Genomic DNA, 15,165 nt, shown 5'->3' with positions numbered 1-15,165 from the left:
CGGAAACATCATGTTTTACGAACCCGGAAAAACACCCCATAACCTGCCGCATGATCCGTTCAAGGCCTGTGTCGCGCCACGTCCGATTGGCTGGATTTCGACGGTCGATAAACACGGGCGCGCCAATCTGGCCCCCTATTCGTTTTTCAATGCAGTCTGCGGCAATCCGCCGATGGTCATGTTTGCATCTGGCGGATCAATTGACAGTCTGAACAATGCGCGGGGAACTGGCGAATTTATCGCCGCCGTTGCCCCGCGTGCGATGCTGCGCGAAATCAATTTCTGTTCGGCACCGCTTCCGCCCGAACAGGACGAATTTGATTATGCCGGTCTTGAAAAGGAACCGGGTCAAACGGTCGCCGCCCATCGGATCAAGGGGGTGCCGATCCATATGGAATGCAAGGTGTTCCAGATTGTCAATCTGCCTGGCCACACCCCGCAAAGCAAAAACGCGATGGTGATCGGTACAGTGGTCGGTTTGCATATCGATGATGCAATCATTCGTGACGGCATGGTCGATGTCACCCTGTTCGAGCCACTGGCACGACTGGGCTATCACGAATATGCCAGTGTTGCGGAAACCTTTACTGTCCGGCGCGAGGATTTCTGGTAACTGCCCCGCCGGCTCACGACGATAAATTACGACTTTCTGTTGTTTCACGGAAACGACGCACAACCGCAAACAAACTGTCACAGTAAAATTCTAATGTGAACTCCATCACTTGCGCCTGAACCGATGCTTAAACCGGGTTCGGGCGTTTCTTCGTATGCATTACACGATGTGGGGGATCACACCATGAAACGGACGATTGCAGCCGGTTTTGCCGGTATTGCGGCCATGCTTCTTGCGACAACGGCAATGGCGGGTGACGTCAAGGTTTTCGAAACCAAAAGTGCAATTAACAATCTGTCGACCGTCATGGTGGATGGCGGCAAGGCACGTGACCTGACGGTTGGTTTCGGTTCGGGTGCCTATCGCCGTCCGGGTGATCCGGCCAATATGTTTTATGCGGTATCGGATCGCGGTCCGAACTTTGTTTGCGATGACGTACAGGACGTGCTTGGCGTTTCCGAAGATGTCGTTTGCCAGGGCCGTAAGGTTCGCGTCTATCCGACCCCGGATTATTCGCCGTCGATCTACACCATCTTCCTGAATGATGACGGCAGCTTTGACGTCAAGGATGTCATTGCGCTGAAAGACCAGAATGGTGTGCCGCTGACCGGTTTGACCAACAAACTGTCAGTTGCCAAAACCGAAAAGCCGGTCGATGCCAATGGCAAGGAACTGGCACAGTCGGTTTCGTCGATCGATGCCGAAGGTATCATTCGCCTGTCGGATGGTTCGTACTGGATCGGTGAAGAAAATGGCCCGTCGATCCTGCATGTCGCTGCTGATGGCACGGTTAATGAACGTATTGTTCCGGCCGGCTCGGAAAAGGACTTCGAAGGTGCTGCCTACAAGGTTAGCGGCGGTCTTCCGGCGATCCTTGTCACCCGCCAGACCAACCGCGGCATTGAATCGATGGCCGTGTCGCCCGATGAAAGCAAACTGTATTTCATGGTGCAGAACCCGCTGGCGAACCCGAATGCCGATACGTACAAAACCGCCAAGAATACCCGTCTGTTTGTCTATGACCGCGTAAAGGGCGAGCTTGCAGGCGAATATATCTATCAGCTTGATGATCCGCAGACCTTCCGCAACGATCCGTCCGATAAACAGAATGCTCCGCGCATTTCCGAGGTCCTTGGCCTTGGCGATGACCGCCTGCTGGTTCTGGAACGGACCGACGGCACCACCAAACTGCATGAAGTCAAACTTGATGGTGCATCGAACATTCTGGCATCGCGCTGGGACGACATGTCGACCAGCCCGTCGCTTGAACAGGAAAACGACCTGTCAAAGCTTGACCTGAAGGCAGTTGTTAAAACCCTTCGTTTTGACAGTGCCGATTATCCGATGGCCCCGACCAAGATCGAAGGTCTTGCGGTTATGGGTGACGGTGCGCTCGCCCTGATCAATGACAACGATTTCGGAATTAAGGGCGATGCCACCAAGGTACTTCTGATCGACGGTCTGGTTCAGGCCGACAAGTTCTGATCGGTAATCCGGGCACCTGACGAAGCGGGAAAGCTGTTATGCGGCTTTCCCGCTTTTTTATTGGGCAAAATCAGCGTAAAAGCGGCCCATGAAAAACGATCAGACACACACCACCCGGACTTTTGACATCCCCGACGGTATCGATGCAGTCATCGAACCGATGGATGCGACCGGCTATCTCGCCCCTGTCGGCTTTGAAGATCAGTTGCGCGCCGAACTTGGCGACGTGATCGAAAGCCACGACCGGCTGATGTTTGCACCCGGCGCTGAACGCCGGGTTTTCTGGGCACAGAATGTCTGGCGCAACCCGGTGCGTATGGCAATCCCGTCGATCAAGGGTGCGGCCAAAATCCTGAAATTCAATCAGCGCAACTGGGCCATGTTCAAATTCGATCATTTTTCGCGTGCGAAACTGATCGAGGCCAACCTGCCGCATGTATCGGCCAAACGGCAGGTTTTTGGGGAACCGGCCCCGACCGCGCCACTGGGTTCATGGACATTGACAGATCCCGATACGATCATCGCGTCGATGGATTGTTCCAGCCCGTGGAAAAACGGCGAGGTCGAGTTTGAAGAAGACAAGACCACCCCGCCCAACCGCGCCTATCTGAAACTGTGGGAAGCCTTCACGCGGCTTGGGGTAACACCGCAAGCTGGTGATCGCACCATGGATCTGGGCGGCAGCCCCGGCGGCTGGACATGGGTTTTGCATGAATTTGGCACCGATGTGATCAGCATCGACAAGGCGCGGCTTGACCCCAAGATCGCCAAATTGCCACGTGTCGATTTCCGGCAGGAAAGCGCATTCGGACTTAACCCCGATGAAGTCGGTTATATCGACTGGCTCTGTTCGGATGTGATATGTTATCCGGACCGGTTGTTCCAGCTGGTCAATCAGTGGATGGATGCCGGGATGGCAACCAATTTCATCTGCACCATCAAGCTGCAGGGCGACACTGATTATTCTGCTATTACCCAGTTTGCCGACATTCCCGGATCAAAGGTCGTGCATCTTTACAACAACAAGCACGAACTGACCTGGATGAAGGTCCCCGGCGTGACCGATCAGGACTGACTGCGCATCAACTCGTCCAATCAGGCTTCGTCATCCCCGTCATAGGTGGGGATCGTCGGATCAATCGGGTAATAGTCGCCCTTGTCCTTGCAAAACATCTGGGCAGATGTCGATATGCCCGATGCACCATCAAGCGTTCCGGGTGTAATCGCAACTTCCTGCGAACGGACCGGTCGCCAGAACAGGGATGATCCGCATTCCTTGCAAAAGCCCCGGTCACTTTGATCGGAAAGGCGATACCAGCGCAATCCTTCTTCGCGGATCAGATGCAGGGCATCCTTTTCCACCCGGGCATATGAACTGACATGGCCATGCAGTTTACGGCACAGTTTGCAGTGACACATCTTGGTATCATGCAATTTGCCGTGCACTTCATAACGGACTTCGCCGCAATGGCAGCCGCCAGAATGAACTTTCCCGGATGGTATCGATGCGTTCATCTACCTTCCCCTTCTGATCAAACTCCGTTTCCCAGTATCTGGGCGATGATGCATGTCATGCAAGCATGACATGTTACAATATCAATGTAATTGCTGGCAAAATTGCGACGATAATGTTTGAGCTTCGTCACAAGCAGTCCTATTCTGCCGCTTCTGTTCGGGCCCCGGATGATGACGCCACCGCGCCAGATGCCATCCGTCGCCTTGCCTCACAAGCGATGGGATATCATGACCGATCTGTCCTTCCATTATGATGTGCTTGTCATCGGCAGCGGTGCTGCCGGTTTATCCACTGCACTGAAACTCGCCCCGCATGTAAAGGTAGCCGTTCTATCGAAGGGCAAGATTGACGATGGTTCAACCAACTGGGCGCAGGGCGGGATTGCCGCCGTTCTTGATGCCGCCGACAGCATCGAAAGCCATGTCGAAGATACTCTGATTGCCGGTGCCGGACTGTGCAAACGCGATACCGTCGAATTTGTAGCGCGCAATGCCCCCAATGCCATCAAATGGCTTGATGAACTTGGCATCCAGTTGACCCGTGATCCGGAGGGCGGCAATGACCAGCCCTTTCACCTGACACGTGAAGGCGGGCACAGCCACCGCCGCATCGTTCATGCTGCCGATGCCACCGGGCGGGCGGTACAGACCACCTTGCAGGGTGAGGCCGCCAAACATCCGAACATCAAGATTTTTGAAAATTACCTTGCGATTGATCTGGTGACCGACCGCAAGCTTGGCGGTGAAGGCCGCCGATGCATCGGGGCCTATGCGCTTGATCTGACAACCGGCAAGGTCCGGTCGTTCAATGCGCGCACCGTGGTGCTTGCCACCGGGGGGGCGAGCAAGGTTTACCGGTTTACATCCAACCCCGACGGATCAACAGGCGATGGCATTGCCATGGCATGGCGTGCGGGTTGCCGGGTGATGAATATGGAATTCAGCCAGTTTCACCCGACCTGCCTGTATCATCCGCAGGCCAAATCATTCCTGATTACCGAGGCCGTTCGGGGCGAAGGTGGCAAATTGCTGCTGGCCGATGGTACGCGTTTCATGGACCGGTTTGACGAACGCGGCGAACTGGCCCCGCGTGATATTGTCGCGCGCGCGATTGACCATGAAATGAAGCGGCTGGGTGCGGATTGCGTTTACCTTGATATCACGCACAAGGGCGAGGATTTCATCCGCGAGCATTTCCCCACCATCCATGAAACCTGCCTGACATATGGCATTGACATGACCAAACAGCCGATCCCGGTTGTTCCGGCAGCGCATTATACCTGCGGCGGGGTTTTGACCGACCTTCGCGGGCGCACCGATCTGACCGGGCTTTATGCGATTGGCGAATGTGCGGGAACGGGCCTTCACGGTGCGAACCGGCTGGCGTCGAACTCGCTTCTGGAATGTCTGGTATTTGGCGAGGCGGCGGCAAGCGACATTGTCGAAGCCCTTCCGGTTGATGACCGCTTCAATGACCTGCCGGACTGGGACGAAACCGGGATTACCGATTCCGACGAGGAAGTCATCGTTGCCCATAACTGGGAACAGTTGCGCAACGTGATGTGGGACTTTGTTGGCATTGTGCGCACCACCAAGCGTCTGCAACGTGCGCAGCATCGCATTGATCTGCTGTTATCAGAAATCGACGAATATTACGGCAATTTCCGTGTCACCAATGACCTGCTTGAATTGCGCAACCTGTCGGTGGTTGCCAAGCTGATCATCCAGTCGGCATTGTGGCGCCATGAAAGCCGCGGTCTGCATTACACCACCGATTACCCGGAACGCGATGACAGCGCCACCCCGCGCCAGACCATTCTGGTACCCGAAAACTTTGCCGGCCGCTGGGTCGTATCGGGCCAATGGAAAACCTGATCGGAGAAACAGCCATGACCGCCACCCTGATAGGTATCGCCCGCAAGACCCGTTCCCGTGCACCGATGGAAACACTGGACAAGGTTAATGTCAGTCTTGATCTCGGTGTTGATGGCGATTATCGCGGCAGGCTTCGCAAACGCCAGATCACGGTTCTGGCCGAAGAGGACTGGCTGGCGGCCTGTGCCGAGATTGACCACGCGGATTTGCCATGGACCACGCGCAGGGCCAATTTGCTGGTGCGGGGAATGAAACTGCCACGAACGCCGGGGGCACGTATCCGGATCGGTGATCTGGTCCTTGAAATCACCGGCGAAACCGATCCCTGTAGCCGGATGGAAGAAGCCGCCGCAGGCCTTGAAAAGGCGCTTTCCCCCGATTGGCGGGGTGGTGTTACGTGCCGCACCATCGAACCCGGTGCAATCCGCGTTGGGGACGCGGTTGTTTCTGTCTGACCGGTACTGCGTTCCATCTGGAAATCCCCTGTCGGCTTCCCACTTAAAAGGCAGAAGCATGGTCGGGGGAAAGAATGGAACTTGCTCCAATACCGCATAACGAAGCCGAACGTCAGGCCGTCATTACGCGAATGCGCATCGCAACCTTTGATGCAGAACCGGAACTGGATCGTATCACGTCGCTTGCCAAGCGTATCTTTGACGTCAAATCGGCCACGGTGACGGTTCTGGACCATGACCGGCAAATTTTCAAATCACGGGCAAATTTCGAAAAACTCGAAAGCAGCCGTGATATTTCGTTCTGCGGACATGCAATCACCCGAACCGGACCAATGGTGATCAACGATGCGCGTGCCGACCAGCGATTTTGCGACAATCCGTTGGTGGCGTGTAACGAACCGATCATTTTTTACGCCGGAATGCCTGTGCATCATCACGAGGGTTATCCGATCGGAACGCTTTGCATCTTTGACAACAAACCGCGCGAGATGAGCGAACGCGATATCGATAACCTCAAGGACCTTGCCTATCTGGTCGAGATGGTTTTGCTGCTGCGGTTTGCGCAATTCAGCCAGAAACGCCTTTTGCAGAACCTTGATGATGCGGTGCGCCAAAGCATGATGGACCCGATGACCGGGCTGTGGAACCGGCGCGGGCTTGACGAAATCCTTGATCGCGAGCTGGCTCCGGATGGCGCACCGGTCCCCGAACCCTGTGGCGTTCTGTTGTGCGATATCGATCACTTCAAAGCGGTCAATGATACTCACGGGCATCTGATCGGCGATGAGGTGATCATCAGCATTGCGGGAATGCTCAAAAATCATCTGCGGGAAAACGACATCATTGCCCGTGTCGGCGGCGAGGAATTTGTCTGTGTCATTCCCGGCATGACGCGTGACATGACACCGAAAATCGCCCAGAAACTATGCGATATCCTACGCAATACCCCGATTGAAACGAGCGAAGGTAAAACACTTGATCTAACAATCTCCATCGGGGCGACGTGGCTTTCGCCCGTTATGGGCCCGATCAACCGAAAGGCCGTTTTTGAAACGGCGGACGAGGCACTTTATAGCGCAAAATACAGCGGCCGTGACAGGGTTGTCTTCAATGCTGAACCGCTGAAAGACCGCACCAAAGGACTACTTGAACGACACTAGATTCTACCTAAAATAGATCAATGTCGTCACAGGAGATTCGGCTTGAAAGTTGCACCGATACCGGAAAACGAAAGCGAACGGCAGAAATCGCTTGAAAGCATGGGTATTCTGTCGACACCTCGCGACCCGGAGCTTGACCGGATCACGCGCTTGGCCGAACGCATTTTCAAGACCGAGTTTACGGCAATTTCCCTGCTTGACGGCGATCGGCAGTTTTTCAAATCACGGGTCAATCTGAGTGCGTCCGAAACATCGCGCGATATTTCGTTCTGTGGGCATGCCATCATGCATGACGCGCCGCTTGTCGTTGGCAATGCAATCAATGACGAGCGTTTCAGCGACAATCCGCTAGTGGCGGGTGCCCCTCATATCCGGTCTTATGTCGGTGTTCCGCTTTCGAACGCGGAAGGATTCAAGCTTGGTACACTTTGCATTATCGATTCAAAAACGCGCAATTTCTCAGATAGCGAAATCGAAACCCTGAAGGATCTGGCCCACTGGGTCGAAACCGTTCTGGCGCTGCGCTATACCGAACGCAGCCAGAAACAGCTTCTGGCCGACCTTGATGCCGCCCATCGCGATGTGATGATCGACAGCCTGACCGGGGTGTGGAACCGCCGCGGGCTCGAGGAATTGCTGGCGCGCGAAATGTCGAGTTCGCGGATAAAAGGGGGTTCGGCGGGTATCTTCATGCTCGATATCGACCATTTCAAAAAGGTCAATGACAGCTATGGCCATCTGATCGGTGACAAGGTGATACAAGGGATTGCCGCGATCATGTCATCCAGCCTGCGCGATCATGACATTGTCGGCCGGTTCGGTGGCGAGGAATTTGTCTGTATCCTGCCCGGGCTTCGCCTCGAACAGACCATGTATCTGGGTTACAAGCTGTGCGATACGGTGCGTGATCAATGCCGGGTCAGCGATATGAACGGCAATCCCGTTCCAATCACGGTCAGTGTCGGGGCGACCTGGATATCCAATGAATCAACGGGACAGTACGAGCCTCACGACATCCTTAGAATTGCCGACGAAGCCCTTTACGAGGCCAAGGAAAGCGGACGTGATACCGTGCGTTATCGTGCGCTTTATACATTTGGCAGTCTCGACGATCTTAAGGATTGATCGCGGCCATAACCCGATCACGAAGGGCATCAGGCCCTAGTTCATATAATCCATCAAGGGCGATATAGGGGTCCCCGCCAAGCTTCAGCAGGCGGGCAAAGGCAGGCTCGGTTTTAACTCCGCCCCGTTTCAATTGCCGGATATCTGATGCAAAGCGTTCGCCCAGAAGAGCGATCACGCGCGCCTCGACCAGCATATGGCGAAAGCCGAACTGGCTTTGCGATGGCGTGCCTGTGGCAAAAATTTCGACCGGAAGGTCATCCAGAACAAACCGCACGACAATGGCCGAACCGACATGCTGCGTCGCTGGACGGTGATGCAACCCAAAACCATCAAGATAACCAAACGACGTCTGCACCCGGGCTTCGAGACCGTCAGCATCCGGGCAATAGCACAAAATATCGACATCTGATCCGACGATATCAAGATTTATCGGAAAAGTTCCGGCAACAATGGGATCAAACCCGGCAAGTTCATTCCAGATGCCATGCTGCAAAAGCAGACCGGCGGCCTTTTGACCACGCGCGGAAACGGATCGCAAAACATCAAGACCGCGAAAGGCATCGGGCATGAGACTTTCGGGCCAATCCATTACCGGTTGGTTCATTGATAAATCCATTCCATTTCTTGACCCGTCTGCCATTGCACGGGATATGTAATGAAATCAAATATTTTTGGCGCATGCGCGATCTGTTGATCAGATACCCACGCCGATTTCGGGACATGCCATCATATGCTTGACGTTCTGGACATCACCAGCCCCATCTTTCTGATCATCGCCTTGGGCTATTTCGCGGTCCGGCAAAATATCATATCGCAGGATGTGGCGCGCGGCATGGGCGCGTTCGTGATGAATTTTGCCCTGCCTGCCCTTCTGATCAAGACGCTATCGGGGCGCGAACCGGCCGAAATCATTCACGGCGAATTTCTGATCGCTTATGGCGGCGGGTCGCTGATCATGTTGACGCTGGGCATCGCCTATACACGCTTTATTGCGCGGAAATCCTTTGCCAATGCGACCCTGCAGGGTCTTGGCATGTCTTTTTCCAATAGCGGCTTTATCGGTTATCCGGTGGCGGTACAGGTGCTTGGCCCACCGGCAGCAATCGCGCTTGCACTATGTGTAATGATCGAAACACTGGTAATGATGCCGCTTGTTCTTGTTCTTGGTGACAGTGCCAATAACAACGGCCACGGACGCCTTCACGTTCTTGGAAATGCGATAAAAAGCCTGTGCAAGACACCAATCATCATTGCGATTTTTATTGGGCTTTGTCTTGCCCTTACAGGAATCAACTTGCCCGGTCCGGCCCTGAAGGCAATCGATATGCTGGCCATGGCATCCGGCCCAGTGGCCCTGTTTGTCATCGGTGCGGGATTGGTCGGGTTGAAGCTGAAAGGCATGCGGATTGACATGGCCCGCATTGTCTTCGGCAAGCTGGTCCTGCATCCGGTTGCCGTATTCACTCTGGTCTGGATACTGCCGCCAATGGAACCGGTTTTACAGATTGCGGCAGTCAGTTTCGCCTGTTCTCCGATGCTAAGCATCTACGCCATCTTTGGGCAACGTTATGGCCATGAAGGATTGTGTGCCGCATCGCTTATGGTTGCAACATTGCTATCCTTCATCACCATTTCAACGGCACTTTGGCTTCTTGATATCACGCAGGTCTTCGGGCCCATGCCCTAAGTGGGCTTAACCACCCGGCCCGCGACCACCGTTACGGCCGAATGGCGGCGGAGGAGGACGATCCCCCGGAAAGCCTTTTGGCCCGCCAAAACCACCGCCGGGTCGTTGGCCGCCCGGTCCGCCACCTGGTCCACCGCCCGGTCCAAGACCACCCGGCCCCCGGGCAAAGCTTGGATCGGATTGGCCCGCAAGAAAGCGCGGAATGAAGGGGAAACTTTCTGTCACGAAATAGGCATAGGTACCGCCGGGGTATTCCGGGGTAACGGTTTCACGGCCATTGGCTTCGTCAAGGTCACCAAGGCCGGGGACAAATTCATAATCTTCGCCAAAGGTGCCATCATAACTGCCACCCGGCCCGCCCGGACGCACACCTTTTTTCACGCGCCACGAACTACTCAGCGCCTTGACCCCGGCATCAGGTCTCTCAGGATCGTGATAGCCAAACAGGGCATAGATCGGGAAACCATCTGCGGCGAAACCGATGCGGATTGAATGCTGTTCCGGTGACCAGCTTTTGATCAAACCCTTTGGCATGCCGTGATAGTGATACGTGCCATCGGGCTGCACATGGGCGTTGTTTTCATCAAGACCAAGATCAAGCGTGGGCGATATCGCCTCGTACCGCCATCCGGATTGCCGATCACGCTGCCAGTATTCAGCGGTGAAAGGGTCAAACGGCACCCCATTGACCGCAATCCCGAACAAACCGTGGGTGTTGGGTATGAAGCGCCCGGTTCTTTGCGGATTGACCGGCAGACGAAATTCAAGCGACTGTGCCTTGATGCTGTTAGGATTGTGACGATTGGGGAAGCTGCCGGTCGCGTGATCCGGGATCGCGTTGGAGCGGATGTAACGATATTGCCCGTCTTCGCGGATATTGACCTCATTGCTGATCGCCCAGGCCTGCCGCACCGGGTTAAGCACCATAGCCGCGAGCGGCAACATGCCAAGCCCGACCAGCATATTGCGACGCATCCGGTCAATTTCGGATGCGTGATTATCGCGATAAACGCCTTCATCCACCTCATGATCGTGATGAGGATGATGGTGATCATGACCTTGATGATCATGTCGGCCTTTTAGTCTCATTACTGTTCCCCCCGGTTTCTTCCCCCGACCGGACGGCTCCCAATGCCATCCGATTTTATAGTGGAGATTGAAACGGGAGGATTCCAGTAAAAAAACGTCCTAAGTGGTCGCTTCCCCGGCATGGGCAAGGATTTCTTCGGCCTCTCGGATTTCCTGCTGCTGGGCCCACATTTCGGCATAAAGGCCGTCCTGTTCCAAAAGGTCCTGATGGCGACCACGTTCCGCGACCTGCCCGTCACGCAACACGATGATTTCATCGGCATCGATCACGGTCGAAAGCCGGTGCGCAATCACCAGCGTCGTATGCCCGCGCGACACATCGCGAAGTGCCTGCTGGATGTCTTTTTCAGTACGGGTATCAAGGGCCGATGTTGCCTCGTCAAAGATCATGACTTTCGGACGTTTCAGCAACATGCGCGCAATCGACACACGCTGCTTTTCTCCGCCGGAGAGTTTAAGCCCACGTTCACCGACCATGGTTTTAAAGCCCTGCGGTAGACCGGCGATGAAGCCATCGATACTGGCGAGTTTGGCAGCATTGTTGATTTCCGCCTCGTCCGCGCCGGGTCGGCCATAGGCGATGTTATAGGCAATCGTATCGTTAAACAGGACCGTGTCCTGCGGGACGATACCAATCGAGCGACGCAGGGATGTCTGCGACACATCGCGGATATCCTGCCCGTCAATCGTGATCCTGCCCGATGATACATCATAGAAACGGAACATCAGACGGGTCAGGGTCGACTTTCCCGCCCCGCTTGGCCCGACGACAGCAACGGTTTTGCCCGCCGGAACCTCGAAACTGACACCTTTCAGTATCTGGCGGTCAGGGTTATAGGCGAATTTGACATCCTCGAACCGGATTGCCGCCTCACCGCAGGCCAGTGGCGGTGCGCCCACCTTGTCTTCGACTTCCTTTTCAACATCGAGTAACGAAAACATGCGTTCCATGTCAGTCAGCGACTGCTTGATCTGGCGATAGACAAAACCAAGGAAGTTCAGCGGCATATAAAGCTGCAAAAGATAGGTATTCACCAGCACAAAGTCGCCAACGGTCATATTGCCGCTTTTAACGCCATTTGCCGCCAGAAGCATGTTCAGAACCAGACCGACTGCAATGATCGCACCCTGCCCGATATTGAGTTTGGACAGGGATTCCTGTGACTTCACCGCCGCCGTTTCATAGCCGCGCAGGGCATTGTCATAACGACGGGATTCGTGATCCTCGTTATTGAAATACTTGACCGTTTCATAGTTGATTAAACTGTCGATGGCCTTGGTGTTGGCCTCGTCATCGCGCTGGTTCATTTCGCGGCGGAACTTCATTCGCCATTCGGTGACGATCAGGGTAAAGGCGATATAGATCACGATGGTGACAAACGTGATCAGCGCGAACCAGAAATCATACAGCACCCAAAGAATGCCCGAGACCATGAAGATTTCAAGCAGGGTCGGCAGGATGTTGAACAGCATGAAGGATAAAAGGAATTCGATCCCCTTGACCCCGCGTTCAATCGCGCGCGAAAGCCCGCCCATCTGGCGATCCAGATGGAACCGCAGCGACAGGGCATGCAGATGTTCAAAGACACCAAGGGCGGATGTCCGAATGGCGCGTTGCGCGACCTTGGCAAAAACGGCGTCGCGCAATTCCCCGAAGGCCGAGGATAAAACACGCACAAGTCCGTAAGCGACGATCATCCCCACTGGCACAACGATCAGGGATGTCGTGTCCGCCCCTGCGGAGCCGGTACCAGCTTTGCCGCCGCCAAGGGCATCAACCGCGTATTTATACAGAACCGGGACATAAACGTTGGCGATCTTCGCCCCGACCAGAAACAGCAGGGCGATCACCACACGGGTCTTGAGTTCGAACTCGCCACGCGGCCACAGATACGGCAGAAAAGTTTTAACGACACCAAATTCAGCGCGGGCTGATGGCTGGTTATCACCCATGTTTTTCAACTTCTTATCCCCTGGTGGGCACCATGTGGCGTGTCCGACACAGCCCCGGCTTTCTAATTGACGTCCCGCTTTCCCAAAACAACAGATGGCCCGTAATCAATGATTTGGCAAGCAAGCTGGACAAGAAAGCGTGTCTTTCCGTCTACGGGATAGTTCGCAAAACATTGATTTATCGACGCTAGACGATTGCAGTTGCGCGGTCAGAGGGATATTTTGTCAAATTGTCGATAAAATTGCGATAAGCCCGCCCCGGCAATTCCGGCCCGCGGGACATCTTCAAGGAACGGAACCAGGACCATGACGGCACTTGCCAGCATCGAAAACCAGAACATTGCAGCATTAATGCGCGACATGGGCATCAATGCCCGTGAAGCTTCGCTGAAACTGGCACAGGTCCCGTCCGAACCAAAAACCGCCGCCCTTAAAGCGGCCGCGCGCAAATTGCGCGAAAATGCCGATGTCATTCTGGCCGCCAATGCACGCGACATGGAAGCAGGTCGCGCCAAGGGTCTGACGCCCGCACTGCTGGACCGCCTTGCGCTTGATCCCACGCGCATCGAAAGCATGGCGTCTGGTGTCGAGGCGGTTGCGGACCTTCCCGATCCGGTTGGCCGCGAACTGGCCCGCTGGAGCCCAGAGCGCAACGGGCTTGATATCGCGCGCGTATCGGTACCGCTTGGCGTGATCGGTATCATTTATGAAAGTCGCCCGAATGTAACGGCCGACGCCGGCGCCATGTGCATCAAATCAGGCAATGCCGCGATCCTGCGCGGCGGTTCCGAGAGCTTCCATTCATCACGTGCGATTTTTGATTGCATGCTTGCCGGCATTCTCGAAGCCGGTTTGCCTGAACATGCGCTTCAGATGATCCCGGTTACGGATCGCGCCGCCGTTGGAGAAATGCTGAAGCTGTCCGATTATATTGATGTCATCGTCCCGCGCGGTGGCAAATCGCTAATTGCGCGGATAACCGATGAAAGCCGCATTCCGTTGTTCAAGCATCTGGAAGGGCTTTGCCATACTTATATCCATGCCAGTGCGGACCAGTCCAAGGTCGTTGATATCGTGGTGAATGCCAAAATGCGTCGGACCGGCATTTGCGGCGCGACCGAAACCATCCTGATTGATCAGGCGGTTGCCGATGATCTGTTGCCGAAAATTGCCGCCGCCCTTGCCGACAAGGGTTGCGAATTGCGCGGCGATGCCCACGCGCAGAAGGTGGATGCGCGCATCCTGCCTGCAACGGACGAGGATTGGGTCACCGAATATCTTGATGCGATTGTGTCGATCAAGGTCATCAACGGGGTCAATGAGGCAGTCAGCCATATCAACACATATGGATCGCACCATACCGATGCGATTCTGGCCGAGGATGCCGATGCGACCGCGACCTTCCTGAACGGTGTTGATTCCGGTATCGTGATCGTCAACGCATCGACCCAGTTTGCCGATGGCGGCGAATTTGGCATGGGGGCGGAAATCGGCATTTCGACGGGCAAGCTGCATGCACGCGGTCCGGTCGGAGTCGAACAGCTGACCAGCTATAAATACATCGTGCGCGGCACCGGCCAGACCCGCCCATGAGCTTTTCTACGCCCAGAAGCCATAGTGCCCCGCCCCGCGTCGGATTGCTGGGCGGGTCCTTTAATCCGGCACATGAAGGGCACTTGCATATATCGCTTGAAGCGTTGAAAAGCCTGCGTCTTGATGCGGTCTGGTGGCTGGTGTCACCGCAAAACCCGCTAAAGCCGACGCAGGGCATGGCAGACCTTGCCGACCGGTTCGATTCGGCATTGATGATGGCAAAGCATCCCCGCATTGTTGTTTCTGCAATTGAATCAGAACTTGGAACCCGCTATACGGCCGACACTCTCGCAGCCTTGCAGCGTCGTTTTACCCGAACGCGGTTCGTATGGCTGATGGGGGCGGACAATCTGGCCCAGTTTCATAAATGGAAATGGTGGGACAGGTTGATTTTGCGCGCTCCCATTGCGGTCCTTGACCGTGAGGGGTATTCTAACAAGGCATTGTCCGGGACGGCGGCCAAGCGTATGGAACGCTGGCGCATCCCATCGGACAGGGCGGGTTTGCTGGCCGATCTCGATGTTCCGGCCTGGGTTTACCTGCCAATAAAGCGCCATCCGGCCTCTTCGACCGCAATCCGCGCCGAAGGCAGATGGCAGGTTTGACCGGCGG

The 15,165-nt window shown here is 55.2% G+C and carries 14 protein-coding genes; 10 read left to right on the top strand and 4 right to left on the bottom strand.

What is annotated here, in order from left to right:
• Window positions 1-10 precede the first annotated feature (10 nt).
• The 3 genes from R1T41_RS10310 (at window position 11) to R1T41_RS10300 (ending at window position 3,173) form a co-directional block, all read left to right on the top strand.
• A complete protein-coding gene (locus tag R1T41_RS10310) occupies window positions 11-613 on the top strand; it encodes a flavin reductase family protein (RefSeq protein ID WP_317341467.1) in 603 nt (200 codons plus the stop codon).
• A gap of 183 nt (window positions 614-796) precedes the next feature.
• The gene (locus tag R1T41_RS10305; RefSeq protein WP_317341466.1) at window positions 797-2,098 is read left to right on the top strand and encodes an esterase-like activity of phytase family protein; all 1,302 of its coding nucleotides are present in this window, start codon (window positions 797-799) and stop codon (window positions 2,096-2,098) included.
• Window positions 2,099-2,186: 88 nt separating this feature from the next.
• Window positions 2,187-3,173 (top strand): SAM-dependent methyltransferase, encoded by a 987-nt coding sequence (locus tag R1T41_RS10300; RefSeq protein WP_317341465.1) that lies wholly within the window; start codon window positions 2,187-2,189, stop codon window positions 3,171-3,173.
• Window positions 3,174-3,193: 20 nt separating this feature from the next.
• Here R1T41_RS10300 and R1T41_RS10295 read toward each other — a convergent pair whose 3' ends face one another.
• Window positions 3,194-3,613, bottom strand: a complete 420-nt coding sequence (locus tag R1T41_RS10295) for a GFA family protein (RefSeq protein ID WP_317341464.1) — start codon at window positions 3,611-3,613, stop codon at window positions 3,194-3,196.
• A gap of 228 nt (window positions 3,614-3,841) precedes the next feature.
• Here R1T41_RS10295 and nadB point away from each other — a divergent pair, with 228 nt between their 5' ends.
• From nadB to R1T41_RS10275, 4 genes are all read left to right on the top strand, one after another.
• The gene (nadB, locus tag R1T41_RS10290; RefSeq protein ID WP_317341463.1) at window positions 3,842-5,488 is read left to right on the top strand and encodes an L-aspartate oxidase; all 1,647 of its coding nucleotides are present in this window, start codon (window positions 3,842-3,844) and stop codon (window positions 5,486-5,488) included.
• A 14-nt stretch (window positions 5,489-5,502) separates the two neighbouring features.
• Window positions 5,503-5,943, top strand: coding sequence for an MOSC domain-containing protein (locus R1T41_RS10285; RefSeq protein ID WP_317341462.1), 441 nt, complete (start codon window positions 5,503-5,505; stop codon window positions 5,941-5,943).
• A 74-nt stretch (window positions 5,944-6,017) separates the two neighbouring features.
• The gene (locus tag R1T41_RS10280; protein WP_062958764.1) at window positions 6,018-7,103 is read left to right on the top strand and encodes a sensor domain-containing diguanylate cyclase; all 1,086 of its coding nucleotides are present in this window, start codon (window positions 6,018-6,020) and stop codon (window positions 7,101-7,103) included.
• 42 nt (window positions 7,104-7,145) lie between these two features.
• Window positions 7,146-8,228, top strand: a complete 1,083-nt coding sequence (locus R1T41_RS10275; protein WP_317341461.1) for a sensor domain-containing diguanylate cyclase — start codon at window positions 7,146-7,148, stop codon at window positions 8,226-8,228.
• Here R1T41_RS10275 and R1T41_RS10270 read toward each other — a convergent pair.
• Complete coding sequence (locus R1T41_RS10270) at window positions 8,218-8,835, bottom strand: DUF4269 domain-containing protein (RefSeq protein ID WP_181850028.1); 618 nt, start codon at window positions 8,833-8,835, stop codon at window positions 8,218-8,220. The two genes, R1T41_RS10275 and R1T41_RS10270, sit on opposite strands and share 11 nt — an antisense overlap.
• 126 nt (window positions 8,836-8,961) lie before the next feature.
• Between R1T41_RS10270 and R1T41_RS10265 the strand changes: the two genes are divergently transcribed.
• Window positions 8,962-9,918: an AEC family transporter gene (locus R1T41_RS10265; RefSeq protein WP_317341460.1), complete on the top strand. Its 957-nt coding sequence runs from the start codon at window positions 8,962-8,964 to the stop codon at window positions 9,916-9,918.
• A gap of 6 nt (window positions 9,919-9,924) precedes the next feature.
• Here R1T41_RS10265 and R1T41_RS10260 read toward each other — a convergent pair whose 3' ends face one another.
• Together R1T41_RS10260 and R1T41_RS10255 are read right to left on the bottom strand one after the other, a co-directional pair.
• A complete protein-coding gene (locus tag R1T41_RS10260; RefSeq protein ID WP_317341459.1) occupies window positions 9,925-11,007 on the bottom strand; it encodes a YHYH protein in 1,083 nt (360 codons plus the stop codon).
• Between the two features lie 99 nt (window positions 11,008-11,106).
• Window positions 11,107-12,960, bottom strand: coding sequence for an ABC transporter ATP-binding protein/permease (locus R1T41_RS10255; RefSeq protein ID WP_317341458.1), 1,854 nt, complete (start codon window positions 12,958-12,960; stop codon window positions 11,107-11,109).
• A gap of 306 nt (window positions 12,961-13,266) precedes the next feature.
• On the opposite strand from R1T41_RS10255, the gene R1T41_RS10250 reads away from it, so the two are divergent.
• Window positions 13,267-14,553: a glutamate-5-semialdehyde dehydrogenase gene (locus R1T41_RS10250; protein ID WP_317341457.1), complete on the top strand. Its 1,287-nt coding sequence runs from the start codon at window positions 13,267-13,269 to the stop codon at window positions 14,551-14,553.
• Entirely contained in the window at window positions 14,550-15,158 is a 609-nt protein-coding gene (locus tag R1T41_RS10245; RefSeq protein WP_062958771.1) for a nicotinate-nucleotide adenylyltransferase, read from the top strand. Before R1T41_RS10250 ends, R1T41_RS10245 begins: the two co-directional genes overlap by 4 nt.
• The last annotated feature ends 7 nt before the right edge of the window (window positions 15,159-15,165 follow it).

Origin of the sequence: Thalassospira lucentensis, assembly GCF_032921865.1 — a bacterium.
Classification (GTDB): Bacteria; Pseudomonadota; Alphaproteobacteria; order Rhodospirillales; family Thalassospiraceae; genus Thalassospira; species Thalassospira lucentensis_A.
Note: the sequence above shows the minus strand (reverse complement) of the source record. Positions and strands in the feature narration are given on the sequence as shown.

Excerpts from the sequence above, each read along its gene's own strand:
- R1T41_RS10295 (WP_317341464.1), bottom strand. The coding sequence starts at position 3,613 with ATGAACGCATCGATACCATCCGGGAAAGTTCATTCTGGCGGCTGCCAT.
- R1T41_RS10305 (WP_317341466.1), top strand. The coding sequence starts at position 797 with ATGAAACGGACGATTGCAGCCGGTTTTGCCGGTATTGCGGCCATGCTT.
- R1T41_RS10280 (WP_062958764.1), top strand. The coding sequence starts at position 6,018 with ATGGAACTTGCTCCAATACCGCATAACGAAGCCGAACGTCAGGCCGTC.
- R1T41_RS10260 (WP_317341459.1), bottom strand. The coding sequence starts at position 11,007 with ATGAGACTAAAAGGCCGACATGATCATCAAGGTCATGATCACCATCAT.
- R1T41_RS10250 (WP_317341457.1), top strand. The coding sequence starts at position 13,267 with ATGACGGCACTTGCCAGCATCGAAAACCAGAACATTGCAGCATTAATG.
- R1T41_RS10300 (WP_317341465.1), top strand. The coding sequence starts at position 2,187 with ATGAAAAACGATCAGACACACACCACCCGGACTTTTGACATCCCCGAC.
- R1T41_RS10270 (WP_181850028.1), bottom strand. The coding sequence starts at position 8,835 with ATGAACCAACCGGTAATGGATTGGCCCGAAAGTCTCATGCCCGATGCC.
- R1T41_RS10245 (WP_062958771.1), top strand. The coding sequence starts at position 14,550 with ATGAGCTTTTCTACGCCCAGAAGCCATAGTGCCCCGCCCCGCGTCGGA.
- nadB (WP_317341463.1), top strand. The coding sequence starts at position 3,842 with ATGACCGATCTGTCCTTCCATTATGATGTGCTTGTCATCGGCAGCGGT.
- R1T41_RS10255 (WP_317341458.1), bottom strand. The coding sequence starts at position 12,960 with ATGGGTGATAACCAGCCATCAGCCCGCGCTGAATTTGGTGTCGTTAAA.
- R1T41_RS10285 (WP_317341462.1), top strand. The coding sequence starts at position 5,503 with ATGACCGCCACCCTGATAGGTATCGCCCGCAAGACCCGTTCCCGTGCA.
- R1T41_RS10265 (WP_317341460.1), top strand. The coding sequence starts at position 8,962 with ATGCTTGACGTTCTGGACATCACCAGCCCCATCTTTCTGATCATCGCC.
- R1T41_RS10310 (WP_317341467.1), top strand. The coding sequence starts at position 11 with ATGTTTTACGAACCCGGAAAAACACCCCATAACCTGCCGCATGATCCG.